Raw genomic sequence first — 18,815 nt, forward strand, 5'->3', positions numbered from 1 at the left:
TTAGCATTTGTTCAGAATCTGTAAAGCATTCTGCGGAGCGGCGTCAGGGGCCGAATTTCAGGCAAATTGGCCTGACCACCAGATAGTTCTCAGTACATACCCTGAGATCGTTTTCCCTTTAAATTCAATATATTTTTCTTTTATCTGGATTTTCAGGTCTATATTTACTGGCCTGACCACTTGACCAAGATTCGCGGCATTCTTCTTCCGCCATGACCACCTTCCAAGCCGTTGCCGTCACCCGCCTGTACCGCATGATCGCCGACCAAATCGCCGGCCGGATCCGCGCGGGCGATTTCCCGCGCGGCAGTCGCCTGCCGTCGGAACGCGAACTGGCGGAACAGCTGCAGGTCAGCCGCGCCTCGATCCGCGAGGCGCTGATCGCGCTCGAAATCGAAGGCTACGTGGAAGTGCGCGTCGGCTCGGGCGTGTTCGTGACCGCCCGCGAAGGCGCGGCGCCGCCGGCGCCCGCGCCCGCCGCCGGCGCCGAGGACATCGGCCCCTTCGACCTGCTGGAAGCGCGCATGCTGATCGAGCCCGAATGCGCCGCGCTGGCCGCGCAACAGGCCACGCCCGCGCAGCTGGCCGCCATCCGCGCCGCGCACGAGGGCATGTCGCTGACCGACATGCCCGGCCAGCACGACCGCGCCTTTCACAGCGCCATCGCCGCCGCCTGCGGCAACGCCGCCCTGGCCGCCAGCGTGGCGCACCTGTGGAACCTGAGCCAGAGCAGCCCCGTGTTCAGCCGGATGCAGGACTACTTCGTCAACACCAAGGTGTGGGAAGTCGCCCACGCCGAGCACCAACGCATCCTCACCGCCATCCTCGCCCGCGACCCGATCCGCGCGCGCCATGCCATGCATGTGCACCTGATCGGCATCCTGGCGCGCCTGCGGGAGGACTTCGGCGACGACGACGGGAGCATCCGCCCCGATCTCTGACCCTTGCGCGCGACCGCCGACGGCCTGACGCCGCGACGGTCGCTCCGAAACCCATCGGCGCCCCCGGCGCCCACTCCAGGGAGTGCCTGCATGACGGTAGTACCTCCTGTCCCGCGCAATGGCGGCCAGATACTGATGCAGCAGCTGCGCATCCACGGCGCGCGGCGCGTGTTCCTGGTCCCGGGCGAAAGCTATCTGCCCTGCATCGACGCGCTGCACGAACACGCGGGCGCCATCGAACCCGTCGTGTGCCGCCAGGAAAGCGGCGCCGCCTACATGGCCGAGGCCTACGGCAAGCTCACCGGCGAGCCGGGCATCTGCTTCGTCACGCGCGGTCCGGGCGCCACCAACGCCAGCATCGGCGTGCACACGGCCTTCCAGGATTCCACGCCCATGATCCTGTTCGTGGGCCAGGTCGGCAACGACTTCATGGAGCGCGAGGCCTTCCAGGAAATCGACTACCGCCGCATGTTCGGCCCCATGGCCAAGTGGGTCGCCCAGATCGACCGCTGCGACCGCATCCCCGAGTTCATCGCCCGCGCCTACGCCACCGCCACCAGCGGCCGGCCCGGCCCGGTGGTGCTGGCGCTGCCCGAAGACACGCTGTGGGGCACGGCCGCCGTCCCGGACATGCCGCGCTACCAGCGCGTGCCGAACCATCCCGGCGCGCCGGACCTCGAACGCCTGCGCGCCGCGCTGGACGCCGCGCGCCATCCCTTCCTGCTGCTGGGCGGCAGCGGCTGGACCGCCAGGGCGGTCGAGCGCATCGCCGCCTTCGCCCAGGCCTTCGAGCTGCCGGTCGGCACGGCCTGGCGGCGGCTGGAATGCTTCGACCAGCGCCATCCCAACGCCGCCGGCCAGGTCGGCTGGGGCATGACGGACGCGCTGCGCGCGCGCCTCGCGGCCGCCGACCTGATCCTGGCCGTGGGCACGCGGCTGGGCGAGGCCACCACCGAAGGCTATCTGCTGCCGGCCTGCCCGCTGCCGGCGCAGCGGCTGATCCACGTGCATCCCGACCCGGAAGAACTGGGCCGCGTCTACCAGCCCTGGCAGGCCGTCGTGGCCGGCCCGGCCGAATTCGCCGAGGCCGCCGCGACGCTGATCCCCGGCCATGCCGCGTCCCGCGCGCAGGCCGTGCGCCAGGCTCACCAGGAATACCTGGACAGCCTGGCGCCGCTGCCCGCGCCCGGCCCGCTGAGCCTGGACGCGCTGGCCGCCGGCGTCAATCAACGCCTGCCGGCCGACGCCTGCGTCACCGTGGGCGCGGGCAACTATGCGCTCTATCCGCACCGCTACCGCCAGTTCGCCGGCCCCGGCACCAGCCTGGCGCCGACGCTGGGCGCGATGGGCTACGGCCTGCCGGCGGCCCTGTCCGCCAAGCTCGAACATCCGCAGCGCACGGTGGTCTGCTACGCCGGCGACGGCTGCTTCCAGATGAACATGCAGGAACTCGGCGTCGCCCAGCAGTACCGCCTGGGCGTCGTGGTGCTGGTGTTCAACAACGGCATGTGGGGCACCATCCGCGCGCACCAGGAACGCGAGTTTCCCGGCCGTCCGATCGCGCTGGGCTTCGAGAATCCCGATTTCGCGCAGATCGCGCGCGGCTACCGTGGCTACGGCGAAATCGTGACGCGCACCGAGGACTTCGCCGCCGCCTTCGAGCGCGCGCTGGCCTATGCCGAGCGCGAACGCCTGCCCGCGCTGCTGGACATCCGCTACGACGCCGACGGCATCGCGCCCGGCCAGACCCTGTCGGCCATCCGCGACGCCGCCCTGGCGCGCCAGGCCGCTCCCCTCCACTCCTGAACCCTAGAGGCCGACCATGAGCAATTCCCCTCTGTCCGTCAACGGCAACCGGCTGTGGCAGTCCCTGATGGACCTGGCCCGGATCGGCGCCACCGCCAAGGGCGGCAACTGCCGCCTGGCCCTGACCGCGCTGGACGGCCAGGGCCGCGACCTGGTCACGGGCTGGATGCGCGACGCCGGCATGCGCGTGCGCGTGGACCAGCTGGGCAACATCTTCGCGCGCCGCGCCGGCCGCGATGACACGCTGCCCCCCGTCATGACGGGCAGCCACATCGACACCCAGCCCACTGGCGGCAAGTTCGACGGCTGCTACGGCGTGCTGGCGGGCCTGGAAGTGATCCGTACGCTCAACGACGCCGGCGTACAGACCGAAGCGCCGCTGGAAGTCGCCATCTGGACCAACGAGGAAGGCTCGCGCTTCGTGCCGGTGATGATGGGCTCGGGCGTGTTCGCCGGCAAATTCACGCTGGAAACCGCGCTGTCCGCCCGCGACGCCCAGGGCCTGTCGGTGCGCGACGAATTGCAGGCCATCGGCTACGCCGGCGCGGACCCGGTGGGCGGCCGTCCGGTGGACGCCTATTTCGAGGCGCACATCGAGCAGGGCCCGATCCTGGAGCACGAGGAAAAGGTCGTGGGCGTGGTCACCGGATCGCTGGGCCTGCGCTGGTACGACATCATCGTGACCGGCATGGAAATGCACGCCGGCCCCACGCCCATGCCGATCCGTCGCGACGCGCTGCTGGCGGCCAGCCACCTGGTGCAGGCGGTGATCGGCATCGCCAACGCCAACCAGCCGCATGGCCGAGGCACGGTGGGCGAGCTGCACGCCCATCCCGGCTCGCGCAACGTCATCCCCGGACAGGTGCGCATGACGGCCGACCTGCGCCACGAGGACGAAGCCACGCTCACCCGCATGGACCAGGCGCTGCGCCAGGCCTGCAAGGACGTGGCGGCGGCCCACCATGTCGAGGTGGAACTGAAGGACGTGCAGTATTTCCGGCCCACGCCCTTCGATCCCGACCTGGTCGGCAAGGTGCGCCAGGGCGCCGCCAGCCGTGGCCTGCCGGCCATGGACATCGTCACCGGCGCCGGACACGACGCGGTGTACATGGCCTCGGTCGCGCCCACCGCCATGATCTTCGTGCCCTGCAAGGACGGCGTCAGCCACAACGAAATCGAGGACGCGCAACCGCAGCACCTGGAAGCCGGCTGCAACGTGCTGCTGGACGCCATGGTGGCGCGCGCCGGCCGCAGCGGGAGCTGAACGACATGACACTGCACACGCTGGATTACTGGCAATCGCAAGCCGCCGCGCTGCGCCCGGAAGGCCGCGCCTACATCGACGGCGCCTACGCCGATGCGGCCGACGGCGCGACATTCGAGGCCCGCAGCCCGATCGACGGCCGCAAGCTGGCCGACGTGGCCGCCTGCGGCCAGGCCGATGTCGACCGCGCCGTGGCCGCCGCCCGCCGCGCCTTCGAGGCCGGCGCCTGGTCGGCGCTGGCGCCGCGCGAGCGCAAGGCCGCGCTGCTGCGCCTGGCCGCGCTGATCGAGGCCCACAAGGAGGAACTGGCGCTGCTGGAAACGCTGGACATGGGCAAGCCCATCCGCGACGCGCTGCAGTTCGACCTGCCCGAAACCATCCAGACCTACGCCTGGTACGGCGAGGCGGTCGACAAGCGCTACGACGAGATCGCCCCGACCGGCGCCAATGCGCTGGCCACCATCACCCGCGAACCCGTGGGCGTGGTGGCGGCCGTGGTGCCCTGGAACTACCCCTTGCTGATGGCGGCCTGGAAGGTCGCGCCGGCGCTGGCGGCCGGCAACAGCGTCATCCTCAAGCCCGCCGAGCAATCGTCCCTGAGCGCGATCCGGCTGGCCGCGCTGGTCGAGCAGGCCGGCATCCCGGCCGGCGCGTTCCAGGTGCTGCCCGGCGCCGGCCCGGTGGCCGGGCGGGCGCTGGGCCTGCATCCGGACGTGGACTGCGTGGCCTTCACCGGCTCCACCGCCACCGGCAAGCGCTTCATGACGTATTCCGGCGAATCGAACCTCAAGCGCGTCTGGCTGGAATGCGGCGGCAAGTCGCCCCACATCGTGTTCGAGGATTGCCCCGACCTGGACCGCGCCGCCCTGATCGCCGCGCTGGCGATCTTCTCGAACCAGGGCGAGGTCTGCATCGCCGGCTCGCGCCTGTACGTGCAGGACGGCATCTACGACGCCTTCATGGACAAGGTCGCGCGCCACGCGGCCGCCATGGCGCCGGGCAATCCGCTGGACCCGGCCACCGCGCTGGGCGCGATGGTGGACGAACGGCAGACGCGCTCGGTCATGGCGCGCATCGCCGCCGGCCAGGCCGAGGGCGCGCGGCTGCGCGTCGGCGGCCGCCAGGTGCGCGCGGACAGCGGCGGCTGGTACATCGAGCCCACTATCTTCGACTGCGCCGGCCCCCAGGGCGCGCTGATGCGCGAGGAGATCTTCGGCCCGGTGCTGGCCGCCCAGCGCTTCGGCACCGAGGACGAGGCCATCGCGCTGGCCAATGATTCCTCCTACGGCCTGGGCGCGGGCCTGTGGACCGCCAACCTGGGACGCGCCCACCGCCTGTCGCGCCGCCTGCGCGCCGGGCTGGTATGGGTCAACTGCTATGCCGACGGCGACGTCACCGTGCCGTTCGGCGGCGTCAAGCAATCGGGCTTCGGCCGCGACAAGTCCCTGCACGCGCTGGACAAGTACAGCGACCTGAAGACCACCTGGATCGATCTCACCGTGTAGCCGCCCATCGCTCACGCGCGCACCGTCCCAGAACATGCAAAGGGGAAAAATCTTGCAGCCGGACACGCAACGCATCGCCGCCGCCATCGACGCCCTGGAACCCTATATGGTCCGGACGCTGTCGGACTTCGTCGCGGCCCAAAGCCCATCGGGCGCGGAACAACCCGCCGCCCGCTACATCGAGCAGGCCTGGCGCGAACTCGGGCTGGCGCCCGAACGCATCCTGCTGGACGACGCCGCGCTCAAGGCGTTGCCGCTCTACGCCTGCCCCTGCGGCCCCGACGACGGCCGCTACAACCTGCTGGCGCGCCACGTCCCGGCCGCGCCGGGCGGCCGCTCGGTGCTGTTCAACGGCCATATCGACGTGGTGCCCACCGGCCCCGCCGCCATGTGGTCGCGCCCGCCCTACGAGCCGGCGGTGGTGGACGGCTGGCTGTACGGCCGTGGCAGCGGCGACATGAAGGCCGGCATCGTCTGCGCCATGGCCGCCTACAAGGCGCTGCTCGACATGGGCCTGCGGCCGGCCGGCACGGTCGGCTTCAACGCGGTGCTGAACGAGGAAGACACCGGCGCCGGCACGCTGGCCACGCTCAACGCCCTGAGCCGGGCCACGGCGCGCGCCCGGCTGGAGGATTTCGACGCGGTGATCATTCCCGAACCCTTCGGCGAGGCCATGCTGCGCGCGCAGGTGGGCGTGTGCTGGATGTTCGTCGACCTGACCGGCAAGCCCGCGCACGTGGCCTACATGGGCTCGGGCGTGAATCCGATCGAGGCCGGCATCGCCATCATGGCGGACCTGAAGGAACTGGAGACGCAGTGGAACGCGCCCGAGCACCGCCACCCCGCCTTCGCCGACCAGCCGCATCCGATCAATTTCAACCTGGGCCGCATCGAAGGCGGCGAATGGAATTCGTCGGTGCCCTGCACCTGCACGCTGGGCATACGCTTCAGCTTCTATCCGGACATGACGCCGGAGGCCGCGCGCGACATCGTGGCCGCGCGCGTGCGCGCCACGGTGGCGCGGCTGAATCCGGCGCTGACCGTGCAGCTGCGCTGGCAGGGCCAGTTCGCGCCGGGCTGCGAGTTCGACCTGGACGCGCCCGCCATGCGGGCGCTGGCCGCCGCGCATGAAAAGGCCACCGGCCAGGCGCCGGCGAAGCTGGCCTGCACCGCCACCACCGACGCGCGCCACTTCCGCCTGATGACAGACCTGCCCGTGACCTGCTACGGCCCCGAGGCGCGCAACATCCATGGCATCGACGAATCCGTGTCGATCGCCAGCATGAAGCGCGTGGCGACGGCGATGGCGCAGTTCATCGTGGACTGGTGCGGCGTGGCGCCAGCGCCGCGCTGAATTCCATACCCAGAAAACGCCGCGATGGTGCGCGGCGCCCGGCATGCACCGGGTCCCGCACCAGAACGCGGCGCCGGCACGCAGCACCGTTGTAGCGAACAGACCCGCAGTACCCCGAGAACCCAGGTGGCATGAGGCTTGCTTGCAATACACCGCGACCGCCGCAAGGGCGTGCGCTCCTCATCCCCCTTTTTCCAGCCCGGAGGCTCGCAGTGAACACGAACAAACGGAATCGCCCGATGCATCGCCCGACGTTCCGCCTGACATCCCGCAAGGTCCTGGGCGCGCTGGCCCTCGCGGCCCTGCTGCCGGCCGCGTCCGTCCTGGCCCAGACCAAGGGCGGCACGCTGAACATGATCGTCCAGCCCGAACCGCCGGTCATCGTCACCGCCATCAACCAGCAGGGACCGACGCAGTTCGTGGCCGGCAAGATCTATGAAAGCCTGCTGACCTACACCACCGACCTGAAGCCGCAGCCCGGCCTGGCCAAGTCCTGGGAAGCCGCGCCCGACGGGCTGAGCTACACCTTCCACCTGCAGGACAACGTCAAGTGGCATGACGGCAAGCCCTTCAGCGCCGACGACGTGGTGTTCTCGCTGTCCGACATGCTGCCCAAGACGCATGCGCGGGCGCGCGTGATCCTGAACAAATTCGTCGAGTCGGTGCAGGCCCCGGACCCGAAGACCGTGGTCGTCAAGCTGAAGTCGCCCTTCCCCGCCTTCATGCTGATGTTCGAGCCGGGCTTCGCGCCCATCATGCCCAAGCACATCTACGCCGGCACCGACTACATGACCAACCCGGCCAACCAGAAGCCGGTCGGCACCGGCCCGTTCATGTTCAAGGAATGGAAGCGCGGCGAGTACATCAAGCTGGCGCGCAACCCCGACTACTGGAAACCCGGCAAGCCCTACCTGGACGAGCTGGTCTTCAACGTGATACCGGACGCGGCCTCGCGCGCCGTGGCCTTCGAGCGCGGCAGCGTGGACGTGCTGCGCGGCGGCGACGTGGACAACGTCGACATCAAGCGCCTGCGCGCCCTGCCCAAGGTGGAATACACCACCGCCGGCTGGGAGATGTTCTCGCCCCAGGCCTACCTGATCTTCAACATGCGCAAGCCGCCGTTCGACAACCTCAAGGTGCGCCAGGCGGTGATGGCGGCCATCAACCGCAACATGGTGGTCAACAACATCTTCTTCGGCCTGGGCAAGGTCGCCACCAGCCCCTTCGTCACCACCGAGATGTTCTACGACAAGAACATGCCGGCCATGCCCTTCGACATGAAGCAGGCGCGCGCGCTGATCAAGGAATCCGGCATCAAGCCGGGCGACTACACCATCCGCCAGCTGAGCTTCCCCTACGGCTCCACCTGGGACCGCCTGGCCGAATACACCAAGCAGGCGCTGGAGCAGCTGGGCTTCAAGGTCAACCTGGAGTCCACCGACGCCGGCGGCTGGGCCAGCCGCACCGGCAACTGGGACTTCGATCTGACCACCAACTTCACCTACCAGTACGGCGATCCGGCGCTGGGCGTGCAGCGGCTGTACATCTCGTCGAACATCGTCAAGGGCTCGCCCTTCGCCAACGTGCAGGGCTACAGCAACCCCGAGACCGACAAGCAGTGGGAAGCCGCCGCCTCGGAGATCGATCCGGCCAAGCGCCAGGCGCTGTACAGCCAGCTGCAGACCACGCTGGTCAAGGAAGTGGCCAACGGTTTCCTGGTGGACATGGAGTTCCCCACGCTGTACCGCGCCAACGTGAAGAACCTGGTCAGGACGGCCATCGGCCTGAACGAGTCGTTCGACGACGTCTACATCGAGAAATAAGTCCAGAAGCAAGCGTCTTGGGCGCCGCCGCGCGGGGCGGCGGCGCCGGGACCGCGCGGCGGCCAGTCCGCCCACGGAGGACCCGAGCATGAAATTCCTGTCTTTCCTCGTCTCGCGCATCGGCAAGGCCCTGGTGGTCGTGCTAGGCGTGGTCATCATCAATTTCTTCCTGATCCGGCTCGCGCCCGGCGATCCGGCCGCGGTGCTGGCCGGCCAGGCCGGAGCGGGCGACGCCGCCTACGTCGAGCAGCTGCGCGCGGCCTTTGGCCTGGACCAGCCGCTGCTGACGCAGCTGATGCTCTACCTGAAGGGCGTGGCGCAGCTGGACCTGGGCTTTTCCTACCGCAACCACGTGCCGGTGCTGGACCTGATCGTCGAGCGGCTGCCCGCCACCTTCCTGCTGATGTCCTGCGCCTTCGTGTTCTCGATCGTGCTGGGCGTGCTGCTGGGCGTGGTCGCCGCCAAGGCGCGCTACCGCAACAAGCGACGCTGGATCGACAGCAGCGTCATGACGGGCGCGCTGCTGCTGTACGCCACGCCGCTGTTCTGGCTGTCGCTGATGGGCATCCTGCTGTTCTCGGTGGTGCTGGGCTGGCTGCCGGCCTTCGGCATGGAAACCGTGGGCGCGGGCCTGACGGGCTGGGCGCGCGCCGGCGACATCGCGCAGCACCTGGTGCTGCCCACCGTGACGCTGGGCTGCTTCTTCATGGCCGTGTACGTGCGCCTGACGCGCGCCTCGATGCTGGAGGTGATCGGCATGGACTTCGTCAAGACCGCGCGCGCCAAGGGCGTCGGCCCGGGGCGCGTGATCCGCGCCCACGTGCTGCGCAACGCGCTGCTGCCGGTCATCACCTTCGCGGGCATCCAGCTGGGCCAGATGGCCGGCGGCGCGGTGCTGACCGAGACCGTGTTCGCCTGGCCCGGCATCGGCCGGCTGATGTTCGACGCCCTGTTGCAGCGCGACTATCAGCTGCTGCTGGGCATTTTCCTGGTCACTTCCATCATGGTGGTGGTCTTCAACCTGCTCACCGACGTGCTGTACCGGCTCATCGATCCGCGCATCGGCGCGGGAGCGCAACAGGGAGCCGCCGCATGAAATCCTTCGCGCGCCGCTATATGCGCAATCATGGCGCGGTGGCCGGCCTGGTCATCGTGCTGCTGGTGGTGGCCGTGGCCCTGGCCGCGCCGCTGCTGTATGAAGAATCGCCGTGGATGATGGTGGCCGATCCGCTGATCCCGCCCTTCACCAACGCCGACTATCCCTTCGGCACCGACATGCTGGGGCGCGACATCACCGCCGGCCTGGTCTGGGGCGCGCGCGTGTCGCTGTTGGTGGGGCTGCTGTCCACCGCCGTGGCGCTGGGCTTCGGCATCGTGGTCGGCGCCATCGCCGGCTACTGTGGCGGCCGCATCGACGACGCGCTGATGCGCTTCACCGAGTTCTTCCAGACCATCCCGCAGCTGGCGATGGCGGTGGTGCTGGTGGCCATCATCGGGCCCTCGGTGTATTCCATCATGGGCGCCATCGCGCTGGTGTCGTGGCCGCCGGCCGCGCGGCTGGTGCGCTCGGAGTTCATGACGCTCAAGCAGCGCGAGTTCGTGCAGGCGGCCATCGTGATCGGCCAGGCGCCGGCCCGCATCGTCGGCACCCAGATCCTGCCCAACGCCATGTCGCCCATCATCGTGTCGGCCTCGTTCATGGTGGCAACCGCCATTCTCACGGAGTCCTCGCTGTCCTTCCTGGGGCTGGGCGACCGCAACGAGATGAGCTGGGGCTTCATGATCGGCGCGGCCCGCACCATGATCCGCGAAGCCTGGTGGATGAGCGTGTGGCCGGGCGTGGCCATCCTTCTGACCGTGCTGGCCATCAACCTGATCGGCGAAGGCCTGAACGATGCCCTCAACCCGCAGCTGCGCAAGCGCGGCGAATAGGAGCCCAGCCATGAAACCCCAAGGCATGCCGGCCGCCGCGCCGGCCACGGGCGACGCCCCGCTGCTGTCCATCCGCAACCTCAGCATCGCCCTGCCCGCCGGCGGCGACCGCGCCTATGCGGTGCGCGACGTGTCCTACGACATCCGCGCCGGCGAGATCCTGTGCATCGTCGGCGAATCCGGCTCCGGCAAATCCATGAGCGCCAACGCCATCATGGGCCTGTTGCCCGACTACCTGACGCCGCAGCAGGGCAGCATCCTGTTCCGAGGCGCGGACCTGCTGCGCCAGGACGAGGCCAGCCTGCAGGCCATGCGCGGCAAGGACATGGCGATGATCTTCCAGGAGCCGCTGTCGGCGCTGAACCCGCTGATGACGGTGGGCGAGCAGATCAGCGAAGTCATGCGCGTGCACGACGCCTATCCCGGCCCCGCGCGGCTGGCGCGCGCGCTGGAGCTGCTGGCCTTCGTCGGCCTGCCCGATCCGGCCACGCTGTACCACGCCTATCCGTTCCGCCTGTCCGGCGGCCAGCGCCAGCGCGTGATGATCGCCATGGCGCTGGCGCTGGAACCGGCGCTGCTGATCGCCGACGAGCCCACCACCGCGCTGGACGTGACCACGCAGGCGCAGATCCTGGCGCTGATTGCCCGCATCCAGAAGGAAAAAGGCATGGGCGTGATGTTCGTCACCCACGATTTCGGCGTGGTGGCCGAGATCGCGCACCGCGTCGCCGTGATGGAAAAAGGCGTGCTGGTCGAACAGGGGCCGGCGGACGAGGTGCTGAATCGTCCGCGCCATCCCTACACCCAGCGCCTGATCGCCGCCGTGCCGCATCGGCGCGGCGAGGAACGCGCGGCCGGCGGCGGCGAGCCGCCGGTGCTGGACGTGCGCGACCTGCGCAAGACCTATGTGATCGGCCATGGCTGGCTCGGCGGCCGGCGCGAGGTGCACGCGGTGGACGGCGTCAGCTTCAGCGTGCGGCGCGGCGAGACGCTGGGCATCGTGGGCGAGTCCGGCTCGGGCAAGTCCACCATCGGCAAATGCCTGCTGAAGCTCGTCGGCATCAATGGCGGCCAGCTGCTGTTCAACGGCCAGGACATCGCCGCCATGCCCGAATCGCGCTTCCGCCCGATGCGCAAGGACATCCAGATGATCTTCCAGGATCCCTTCGCCTCGCTCAATCCGCGCCACACCGTGGGCCGCATCATCAGCGATGGCCCGCGCGCCAACGGCGTGCCGCAGGCGGCGGCCGAGGCGCGGGCGCGCGAACTGCTGGCGCTGGTGGGGCTGGAGCCATCCGCCTTCGACCGCTACCCCAATCAGTTCTCCGGCGGCCAGCGCCAGCGCGTGGGCATCGCGCGCGCGCTGGCGCTGGAGCCCAAGGTGCTGGTGGCCGACGAGTCGGTATCAGCGCTGGACGTATCGGTGCAGGCCCAGGTGCTGGAGCTGCTGCGCGAGCTGCAGCAGCGCCTGCGCATCGCCCTGGTCTTCATCACCCACGACCTGCGCGTGGCCGCCCAGATCTGCGACGCCGTGCTGGTCATGCATCGCGGCAAGGTCGTGGAACACGGCACGCCATCGCAGATCTTCGACCGCCCGCAGCACGCCTATACGAAGCAATTGATCGCCGCCGTGCCCGGCCAGCACTGGGATCCGACCCAGGCCCGCGCCCAGGCGGCATGACGCCCCCCCACACCACACAGGAGACGCATCCATGCAACGCCCCCAGGCCGTTCCCACCGTGCAGATCGACAACGAATTCGTCACCGTCACCGAATGGCGCTTCCCGCCGGGCGGCGAGACCGGCTGGCACCGCCACGGCATGAATTACGTGGTGGTGCCGCAGACCACCGGACCGCTGCTGCTGGAAACGCCCGACGGCCCGGTCACCAGCCAGCTGACCGCCGGCGTGTCGTACTATCGCTCGATTGGCGTGGAACACAATGTGATCAACCCGGGCGAAGCCGAGTTCATCTTCGTCGAGGTCGAGATCAAACAGGCATCGCACTGACGGGAACCCCATGCAAGCCTTTTTCTCCGACGAACAACTGCTGCACGAGCCGCGCCAGTTCATGCGGCTGGGCCGCATCAGCGCGCCCACCGATCTGCCATCGCGCGCCGGCAGCCTGCAGGCCGCGCTGGCGGCCCGAGGCATCGCGGTGCAGGCGCCGCCCGATTTCGGCCGTGAACCCTTGCTGGCGGTGCACAGCGCCGATTATCTGGACTATCTGGAACACGCCTACGCCCGCTGGCAGGCCTTGAAGGGGCCCGGCGCGGATCCCGGCCCGGAAGTGCTGCCCAACCTGTCGCCCTACCTGAACGGCCGCGTCGAGGCGGACGGCCGGCCGCCCTGCCCCTCGCCGTCCATCGTCGCCCAGACCGGCTATTACCTGAGCGACCTGTCCTGCCCCATCGGCCCGCACACCTGGCGCTCGGCGCTGCGCTCCACGCACAGCGCGGTCGCGGCGGCCGACCACGTCGCGGCGCACGGCGGCGCGGCCTATGCGCTGTGCCGCCCGTCCGGCCATCACGCCCACCGCGACCGCGCCGGCGGCTTCTGCTACCTGAACAGCAGCGCGGCCGCCGCAGCCCGGCTGCGGCGCACGCATGCCCGCGTGGCGGTGCTGGACGTGGACGCGCACCATGGCGACGGCACGCAGCAGATCTTCTACCGCCGCGCCGACGTCATGACGGTGTCGCTGCACGCCGACCCGGCCGGCTACTACCCGTTCTACAGCGGCTATGCCCATGAACGCGGCCATGGCGAAGGCGAAGGATTCAACCTGAACCTGCCGCTGCCGCACGGATCCGGCAACGATCCCTTCCTGCGCGCGCTGGACACGGCGCTGACGGCGCTGGCCGGCCACGCGCCCCAGGCACTGGTGCTGGCGCTGGGCTTCGACACCTACAAGGACGATCCCATCAGCGTGCTGCGCCTGGACATCGATGCGTACCGCGACATCGGCGCGCGCATCGGCGCCCTGGGACTGCCCACCGTGGTGGTGCAGGAAGGCGGCTACATGGTCGAGGCCATCGGGCCGGCGCTGGACGCCTTCCTGCAAGGCCTGGGCCGGAGCTGAACGCCGCGATGCCTCCTCCCGCCCGCTCCGAGGCCCTGTCCTCGCCGGCCGCCGGCGCGGCCGCCTCGCGGCGCGCAGGCGTGCTGCTGTTCTTCGCCGCGCTGGTCGCCTTCGCCACCTTCGACGCCGGCGCCAAGCGGCTGCTGGAACACTATCCTGCGCCCTTCCTGAACGTGGTGCGCTACGTCGCCGTGGCGACACTGGCGCTGTTCCTGCTGTGGCGCGCGGGACGGCCGCGCCTGCGCGACGCGCCACACAAGGGGCTGCTGGTGCTGCGCGGCCTGATGCTGGCCACCGTCGGCACCTGCTTCATGACGGCGCTGATCTGGATGCCGCTGTCCGAAGCCACCGCCATCTATTTCACGTCGCCGCTGATCATGGTGGCGCTGTCGCCCTGGCTGCTGGGCGAGCGGGTGCGCGCGGCGCAATGGGCCGCCGTCGCCGTCGGCTTCGCCGGCATGCTGCTGATCGTGCGGCCCGGCGCCGACCTGCCCTGGCTGGGCACGCTGCTGATGGCGGTGTCGGCGGTGAGCTACGCGGTGTTCCAGGTGCTGACGCGCAAGCTCGCCGGCCCGGTGCCGGGGCCGGTGCAGTATGCCTACACCGCCCTCATCTGCCTGATCGCGACCGCGCTGCCCGCGCCGTTCTTCCTGCCCGATCCCTGGCCGGCGGCGCCGGACCTGGCGCTGATCGTGGGCCTGGGCCTGTGCAGCGGGCTGGCGCAGATCCTGCTGATCTCCGCCTTCCAGCGCGTGCCGGCGGCCACGCTAGCGCCGCTGAACTACTTCCAGCTGCTGCTGGCGGTGATCTTCAGCACCTTCTGGCTGCAACGCCCGCCCGACAGCCTGGCCATGGCCGGCATGCTGCTGATCATGGCGGCGGGCATGTTCCTGGCGCTGCGGCGCTGACGGCGACGCGCCATTCAGCGCCTGGCCGCCGGCGGTTCAGGTCGTCTGCCGGCGCACCAGCTCGAACCCCAGGTCCACGTGACGCCGCTCGATGGCCTCGCCGGCCAGGTGGCGCATCAGCAGGCCGGCGGCGGCCAGCCCGATCTCGTAGCGCGGCGTGGCGATGGTGGACAACGGCGGCGTGGTCCAGGCCGAACCGGCCAGATCGTGAAAACCCACCAGCCCGATCCGGCCCGGCACGGCCAGCCCCAAACGCGCGCACTGGAACACCGCGCCCTGGGCCAGGTCGTCGTTGACGAAGAACACGGCGTCGCAATCCGGATGCTCGCGGTGCACCCGGTCCATCAGCGCCGCCCCCAGGCCGATCGAGGATTTCTCCGGCGTCATGATCTCCAGCGCCGGATCGTAGGCGCCGGCGTCGCGCAGCGACTGGCGGCAACCCTCGCAGCGGCGCAGCGAGCGCGGATCGAGCTGCGCGCCCACGATGGCGATGCGCCGGTAGCCACAATCCAGCAGATGCCGCCCGGCCGCGTAGCCGGATTCGAATTGCGAAAAGCCCACGCTCATGTCCGCGCCGTCGTCCAGCGTCTCGATGGTGTGGACGGTGGGAATCTGCCGGGCGCGCAACAGGTCCCAGACGCCGGGCGTGTGGTCGATGCCGGTCAGGATCAGGCCGTCGGGCGCGTGCCGCAGATAGGTGCGCAGCAGGTTTTCCTCGGCCTCGGGCGAATAGCCGGTGACGCCGATCAGCATGAGATAGCCCTGGGCGTCCAGCGCCTCCTTGATGCCGCTGAGGATGTCCACGAACACCACATTGCTCAGCGACGGGATCAGCACCACCACCGTCTGCGAGCGGGCCGAGGCCAGCGCGCTGGCCGCGTGGTTGGGCACATAGCCCAGCTCCTGGCAGACCTGCGCAATGCGCAGGCGCACGGGCTCGGCCACCTTGTCCGGCGTGCGCAGCGCGCGCGACACGGTGATGGCGCTCACGCCCGCGCGCCGCGCCACTTCCTGCATGGTGACGCGGCCGGCGCGGGTGCTTCGAGGTTTGCGGATCGACATGGGCCTGGGCCAGGACATACCGGGAAGGCGGAGGGAAGCGCGTAGTCTGAACGAAAGCGCGGGGCTTGCCAAACGGAAAATGTTAGCGCTAACATCCGAAACACAAATACCCGCCGGAACCCGATGCCGGACGGAAAAAACGAGGAGACACCCCCCATGCGAGCTTCCCCGCCCGGGCGGCCCGGCGCGTCGGCGCTGGCCCGCGCCGCCGACTGCTGTGCCCGTCTGCAAACACTGCTCATGGTCGCCTGCCTGGCGGTCATGGTCGTGCTGCTGTTCGGCAACGTCGCGCTGCGCTACCTGTTCAACTCCGGCATCAACGTGTCCGACGAACTGTCGCGGCTGGCCTTCGTCTGGATGATCTTCCTGGGCTCGGTGCTGGCGCTGCGCGAACACCAGCACATCGGCGTGACCATGCTGGTCGAGCGTTTCGGCCCGGCCGCGCGGCGCGTCACGCACGTGCTGTGCCAGCTGCTGACGCTGTGGGTGCTGTGGCTGATGGCCGAGGGCAGCTGGACCCAGACCCTGATCGGCCTGGACACGCGCCTGCCGGTCACCGGCCTGCCGCTGGCGGTGTTCAACGCCGCGGCGCTGTATGCGGCGGCGGCCATGGGCCTGCTGACGCTGGTGGACCTGGTCCGCGTCCTGGCGGGCGGCCCCCTGCCGGCCGAATCCAGCGCCGAGAATCCGCTGGACTGATCCCCTCCCCACACCGCCCGGACCCGAAAGATGATCCTGACCGTCTTCCTGATCGTGCTGCTGGGGCTGATCGCCCTGGGCATGCCCATCGCCTTCGCGCTGCTGCTCAGCGCGATCGCCATGATGTTCCAGCTGGATTTCTTCGATACCCAGATCCTGTCGCAGAACATGCTGTCCGGCGCCAACAGCTTCACGCTGATGGCCGTGCCGCTGTTCATGCTGGCCGGCGAGCTGATGAATGCCGGCGGCATCTCGCGCCGCATCGTCAACCTGGCCAGCATGTTCGTCGGCCACATCCAGGGTGGCCTGGGCTATGTGGCCATCTTCGCCAGCGTGCTGCTGGCGGCGCTGTCCGGCTCGGCGGTGGCCGACGCCGCCGCGCTCGGCTCGCTGCTGATCCCCATGCTGCGCGAAAAAGGCTACGACGCCGGCCAGGCCTCCGGCCTGATCGCCGCCGGCGGCATCATCGCGCCCATCATTCCGCCGTCGATCTCCTTCATCATCTTCGGCGTCGCCACCAATGTGTCGATCACCAAGCTCTTTTTCGCCGGCATCGCGCCGGGCCTGATGATGGGCCTGACGCTGGTGGCGGTGTGGACCTGGGTGGCGCGCAAGCATGGCGCCATCAAGCCCTCGCCGCGCCAGCCCTGGGGCGCGAGGCTGCGGGCGCTGCGCGAGGCGGGCTGGGCGCTGATGCTGCCCGTCATCATCATCGGCGGACTGCGCGGCGGCATCTTCACGCCGACCGAGGCGGCCGTGGTGGCGGCGGTGTACGCGCTACTGGTCAGCCTGTTCGTCTACCGCGAGATCAAGGCGCGCGACCTGATGCCGCTGTTCGTCAACGCCGCGCGCACCACCGCGGTGGTGATGTTCCTGGTGGCGGCGGCCATGGTGTCGTCCTACATGATCACGCTGGCCGACATGCCGCAGGACCTGATCGCGCTGCTCGATCCGGTGCTGGACCAGCCCAGGCTGCTGATGTTCGCGCTGCTGGTGCTGCTGACGCTGGTCGGCACGGTGATGGACCTGACGCCCACCATCCTGATCCTGGCCCCGGTGCTGATGCCGGTCATCACCAAGGCCGGCATCGACCCGGTCTATTTCGGCGTGATGTTCGTCATGGTGGGCTGCGTCGGCCTGCTCACGCCGCCGGTGGGCACCGTGCTGAACGTGGTCTGCGGCGTGGCCCGCATCAACATGGAAACCATCTGCAGGGGCGTGTGGCGCTACGTGGTCGCCTACACGCTGCTGCTGGTCCTGCTGGTGATCTTCCCCGAACTGATCACCGTCCCCGCGCGCTGGATGCACTAAGGCGCCCATAAGAGAAAAGCCAAGGAGGAAAGACATGTTCAAGCTGTTCCATACCCCGATCAAGACCCCGCTCAAGACCCGCATCCTGGTCCTGGCCGCCGTCCTGTCCTGCGCCGTGGCCGGCGCCGCCTCGGCGGCCGACGTCAAGCCGCGCCTGATCCGCTTCGGCTACGGCCTGAACGAGGAAAGCGTGCAGGGCCGCGCCGCGCGCCACCTGGCGCAGGAACTGGAGAAGATCAGCGGCGGCAAGCTGAAGATGAAGACCTTCGGCTCGGCCAACCTGGGCTCGGACGAACAGATGCAGGGCGCGCTGGCCGGCGGCGCCCAGGAAATGATGGTGGGCTCGACCGCGCCGCTGGCCGGCATGGTCAAGGAATTCGGCGTGTTCGACCTGCCGTTCCTGTTCAACAGCGAGAAGGAAGCCGACGCGGTGCTGGACGGCCCGCTGGGCCAGGACCTGCTCAAGAAGCTGGAGGCCAAGGGGCTGGTGGGCCTGGTCTATTGGGAGAACGGCTTTCGCAACATGACCAACTCCAAGCGCCCCATCGCCCGCGCCGAGGACCTGCAAGGCATCAAGCTGCGCGTCATGCAGAACCAGATCGCGCTGGGCGTGTTCAATACGCTGGGCGCCAACGCCGTGCCCATGCCCTTCTCCGAACTGTTCACGGCGTTGGAAACGCGCACGGTGGACGGCCAGGAAAACCCCATCACCACGATCCAGAGCAGCAAGTTCTATGAAGTGCAGCCCTACCTGACCATCACGCGCCACGTCTACACGCCCTGGGTGGTGCTGGCCTCGAAGAAATGGTGGGACAAGCTGTCGGCCGACGAGCAGCAGCTGATCCGCCAGGCCGCCGCGTCGTCGCGCGACTTCGAGCGCCAGGACAGCCGCGCCGACTCGCTCAAGGCCATGGGCACGCTGGAGCAGCACGGCATGAAGATCAACACCGTGTCGGCCGATGAAGTGGCGCGCATGCGCCAGAAGGTGCAGCCGGTCGTCGACAAGTACACGCAGGAACTCGGCCCCGAACTGATCAAGCAATTGAACGAGGAAATACAGAAGGCCCGCAACTGAGTCCTGGGGGGGGGGGGGGGGGGGGGGGGGGGGGGGGGGGGGGGGGGGGGGGCGCGG

General features: G+C 69.3%; 16 protein-coding genes. 15 read left to right on the plus strand and 1 reads right to left on the minus strand.

All coding sequences use genetic code 11. The features are described 5' to 3' along the window. Positions 1 to 212 precede the first annotated feature (212 nt). The 12 genes from ACEU5R_RS09305 (at position 213) to ACEU5R_RS09360 (ending at position 14,611) form a co-directional block, all read left to right on the plus strand. Entirely contained in the window at positions 213 to 941 is a 729-nt protein-coding gene (locus ACEU5R_RS09305) for a FadR/GntR family transcriptional regulator (RefSeq protein ID WP_103275237.1), read from the plus strand. 90 nt (positions 942 to 1,031) lie between these two features. Beyond that, a complete protein-coding gene (locus tag ACEU5R_RS09310; protein WP_392409934.1) occupies positions 1,032 to 2,747 on the plus strand; it encodes a thiamine pyrophosphate-binding protein in 1,716 nt (571 codons plus the stop codon). Between the two features lie 16 nt (positions 2,748 to 2,763). Beyond that, the gene (locus ACEU5R_RS09315) at positions 2,764 to 4,011 is read left to right on the plus strand and encodes a Zn-dependent hydrolase (RefSeq protein WP_392409935.1); all 1,248 of its coding nucleotides are present in this window, start codon (positions 2,764 to 2,766) and stop codon (positions 4,009 to 4,011) included. Between the two features lie 5 nt (positions 4,012 to 4,016). Further along, complete coding sequence (locus ACEU5R_RS09320; protein WP_103275240.1) at positions 4,017 to 5,516, plus strand: aldehyde dehydrogenase; 1,500 nt, start codon at positions 4,017 to 4,019, stop codon at positions 5,514 to 5,516. Between the two features lie 34 nt (positions 5,517 to 5,550). Next, complete coding sequence (locus tag ACEU5R_RS09325; RefSeq protein ID WP_392409936.1) at positions 5,551 to 6,870, plus strand: ArgE/DapE family deacylase; 1,320 nt, start codon at positions 5,551 to 5,553, stop codon at positions 6,868 to 6,870. A 239-nt stretch (positions 6,871 to 7,109) separates the two neighbouring features. Next, entirely contained in the window at positions 7,110 to 8,693 is a 1,584-nt protein-coding gene (locus ACEU5R_RS09330) for an ABC transporter substrate-binding protein (RefSeq protein WP_392409937.1), read from the plus strand. A gap of 88 nt (positions 8,694 to 8,781) precedes the next feature. After that, positions 8,782 to 9,789: an ABC transporter permease gene (locus tag ACEU5R_RS09335; RefSeq protein ID WP_392409938.1), complete on the plus strand. Its 1,008-nt coding sequence runs from the start codon at positions 8,782 to 8,784 to the stop codon at positions 9,787 to 9,789. After that, positions 9,786 to 10,625: an ABC transporter permease gene (locus ACEU5R_RS09340; protein ID WP_103275244.1), complete on the plus strand. Its 840-nt coding sequence runs from the start codon at positions 9,786 to 9,788 to the stop codon at positions 10,623 to 10,625. The genes ACEU5R_RS09335 and ACEU5R_RS09340 overlap by 4 nt, the downstream gene beginning before the upstream one ends. A 10-nt stretch (positions 10,626 to 10,635) precedes the next feature. Continuing rightward, entirely contained in the window at positions 10,636 to 12,306 is a 1,671-nt protein-coding gene (locus ACEU5R_RS09345) for an ABC transporter ATP-binding protein (RefSeq protein ID WP_233772490.1), read from the plus strand. 31 nt (positions 12,307 to 12,337) lie between these two features. Further along, positions 12,338 to 12,634, plus strand: coding sequence for a cupin domain-containing protein (locus ACEU5R_RS09350; RefSeq protein WP_392409939.1), 297 nt, complete (start codon positions 12,338 to 12,340; stop codon positions 12,632 to 12,634). Positions 12,635 to 12,644: 10 nt separating this feature from the next. Further along, a complete protein-coding gene (locus ACEU5R_RS09355) occupies positions 12,645 to 13,703 on the plus strand; it encodes a histone deacetylase family protein (RefSeq protein ID WP_392409940.1) in 1,059 nt (352 codons plus the stop codon). Between the two features lie 8 nt (positions 13,704 to 13,711). After that, positions 13,712 to 14,611 (plus strand): DMT family transporter, encoded by a 900-nt coding sequence (locus ACEU5R_RS09360; RefSeq protein WP_103275248.1) that lies wholly within the window; start codon positions 13,712 to 13,714, stop codon positions 14,609 to 14,611. A 36-nt stretch (positions 14,612 to 14,647) separates the two neighbouring features. On the opposite strand, the gene ACEU5R_RS09365 is transcribed toward ACEU5R_RS09360, so the two are convergent. Next, positions 14,648 to 15,673 carry a LacI family DNA-binding transcriptional regulator gene (locus tag ACEU5R_RS09365; protein ID WP_392409941.1) on the minus strand — a complete coding sequence of 342 codons (1,026 nt, stop codon included), beginning with the start codon at positions 15,671 to 15,673 and terminating at the stop codon, positions 14,648 to 14,650. A gap of 156 nt (positions 15,674 to 15,829) precedes the next feature. Between ACEU5R_RS09365 and ACEU5R_RS09370 the strand changes: the two genes are divergently transcribed. The 3 genes from ACEU5R_RS09370 to ACEU5R_RS09380 are packed head-to-tail and all read left to right on the plus strand — an operon-like array spanning position 15,830 to position 18,758. Beyond that, positions 15,830 to 16,372 carry a TRAP transporter small permease gene (locus ACEU5R_RS09370; RefSeq protein WP_392409942.1) on the plus strand — a complete coding sequence of 181 codons (543 nt, stop codon included), beginning with the start codon at positions 15,830 to 15,832 and terminating at the stop codon, positions 16,370 to 16,372. A 30-nt stretch (positions 16,373 to 16,402) separates the two neighbouring features. Then, positions 16,403 to 17,683: a TRAP transporter large permease gene (locus ACEU5R_RS09375; protein WP_392409943.1), complete on the plus strand. Its 1,281-nt coding sequence runs from the start codon at positions 16,403 to 16,405 to the stop codon at positions 17,681 to 17,683. A 34-nt stretch (positions 17,684 to 17,717) separates the two neighbouring features. Further along, positions 17,718 to 18,758: a TRAP transporter substrate-binding protein gene (locus ACEU5R_RS09380; protein WP_392409944.1), complete on the plus strand. Its 1,041-nt coding sequence runs from the start codon at positions 17,718 to 17,720 to the stop codon at positions 18,756 to 18,758. The last annotated feature ends 57 nt before the right edge of the window (positions 18,759 to 18,815 follow it).

It is taken from the genome of Achromobacter sp. 413638 (assembly GCF_043119405.1).
Taxonomy (GTDB): Bacteria; Pseudomonadota; Gammaproteobacteria; order Burkholderiales; family Burkholderiaceae_B; genus Achromobacter.